At 46.6% G+C, this 2,393-nt stretch carries 1 protein-coding gene; it reads right to left on the minus strand.

From position 1 onward, the window contains the following. The coding region (locus AACT21_RS09305) for an Ig-like domain-containing protein (RefSeq protein WP_176430168.1) at positions 1–1,552 on the minus strand (1,552 nt) is incomplete at its 3' end. Positions 1,553–2,393: the final 841 nt, after the last annotated feature.

The raw sequence follows: 2,393 nt of genomic DNA on the forward strand, positions 1-2,393 counted from the left end.
AGCTAGAGATGTCAGAGGAAGTCGTATCACTGTACGTCGCAATGGCCGTTAACTGTTCAGTCTGACCTTTCGCCACACTGACAGGAGAAGGGGTCACTTGAATCGCAGTAATCACAGCCGAGGAGACAGTGACATTGACCGCATTGCTGGTAATGCCATCTTTGGTGGCGGTTACCGTTGTAGAGCCCACTTCTACACCAGTAAGCAAACCATCCAACGTCACCGTGGCGGTATTGGTATCGACTGGTGTCCACGTCACTGAGTTAGAGATGTCAGAGGAAGTCGTATCACTGTACGTCGCAATGGCCGTTAACTGTTCAGTCTGACCTTTCGCAACATTGACCTGTGAAGGCGTCACTTGAATCGCAGTAATCACAGCCGAGGAGATAGTGACATTCACCGCATTACTGGCAATGCCATCTTTGGTGGCGGTTACCGTTGTAGAGCCCACTTCGACACCAGTAAGCAAACCATCCAACGTCACCGTGGCGGTATTGGTATCGGCTGCTGTCCACGTCACTGAGTTAGAGATGTCAGAGGAAGTCGTATCACTGTACGTCGCAATGGCCGTTAACTGTTCAGTCTGACCTTTCGCAACATTGACCTGTGAAGGCGTCACTTGAATCGCAGTAATCACAGCCGAGGAGACGGTGACATTCACCGTGTTACTGGTAATGCCATCTTTGGTAACTGCCATCGTCGTAGAACCCACGCCAACACCAGTGATCAAACCTGTTGACGTCACTGTTGCTGTATTGGCATCGGCTGGCGTCCACATCACTGAGTTGGTGACAGAAGATGAAGTACCATCACTGTACGTCGCAATGGCCGTTAACTGCTGAGTCTGACCTTTCGCAATATTGACCTGTGAAGGGGTCACGGTAATCTCAGTGATCTCCGCTGAGCTCACATTGACCGTCACCTCGTTACTGGTCACACCGGCCTTTGTGGCGGTAAGGGTTGTACTGTTCTCCTCAACCCCAGAGAGCAGCCCCTCCGTCGTCACCGTTGCCGTAACAGTATCTGTTGGCGTCCACGTAACAGAATTCGTCACATCAGATGAAGTGCCATCACTATACGTCGCCATTGCAGTCAACTGCTGAGTTTGACCTTGCGCGACCTGCACTGGCGAAGGCGTCACTGTAATCTCGGTGATCTCCGCTGAGCTCACGTTAACCATCACATCGTTACTGGCAATGTTGCCACTAGAGGCATGCACGGTCACCACACCAGGCGTATTACCAGTAATGATGCCCGGTGCATCAAAAAGAACCACATCCAAGTCGCTTGCATGCCAATCAACCGCATTTGAATCCGTTAATATGCGAGACGAGCCATCAGAGTAGTGACCAACAACATCGAAAGGCTGCTTGTCACCTACCGCAAGCGTCAGTTGACTCACTCCTCGCGTTGTTAATGGTGACGCTGTAATATCTATGCGTTCTAATTTCACTGTTGGTTCAGAAGACACATCGTCTGAATTACAGCCTGTCAACAGCATCAATAGAGGTAATACTATTAGCGCAAATAAACCTTTAAAAAATTTAGTCATAATACGACCTACTCTTGAAGTTGAAGTTGAAGCTGAAAGTTGGGGATGGTAATTTCAATTCTGAAATTTTGAGATCCTCCTTCGGCAGTTTGGTCATCTGCAGCCTGCCTTCTGCGCCACAAGTTGAGCGCATTAGGTGCACCTAATGCGCTGATTAAAATTAAATATTTTTTCATTTTCATTAAGATAGATTAATCGAATTAAAATTAAGGGAGATAAGACGAGGGGATAATACGATTATTTTATTATCTATGGTTGTAAGATTATTCCGAAAGCACAAACATCATTAGCTCGGAAGTGCGGTATTGTTGAGCAAATCATTGAACAATCAGCCACTCCCCACAGATTGAGCGGTTTAACGACTAGCCCCCAAGACGGCATCCTCAAGGTCGGCATTTTATTCATCGCCTTAACTTCCGGCCAAGGCTTCACCAAGCTAGGGATTGTAATCTCTCAAGCTCAATTTCGGTCTTATCAGTTGCTTATATACAGGGTATTGGCGGTGGGGTTATCTATATGGATGAGTGGTAACTGTAACGTGGCTTCCTCAGCCTTAATCGCTCTCTAATGCTCTACGCTTAGTCTGTTATATGCCAATTCTAACTGGGGTTGAAAGTGTTGATTGTCGGCGGAGGGTACGCCAATCAGGGCGAGAAAATACTGTTCTAATTAATGAGGTTGGCCATCAATATGCACCTCAAGAGGCGCGTTTCCATTTCACTAGCTGTCGATTACAGTCGAATAATGATTCAACCTCTTTAAGCAGTAAAGTAAATAAACAGACTTTACTGTAACTGATCAAACATTAGTGTCTTCCAACAATAATGTTTGATCAGAATAT

It is taken from the genome of Vibrio sp. V08_P9A1T1, from assembly GCF_963874405.1.
Lineage (GTDB): Bacteria > Pseudomonadota > Gammaproteobacteria > Enterobacterales > Vibrionaceae > Vibrio > Vibrio anguillarum.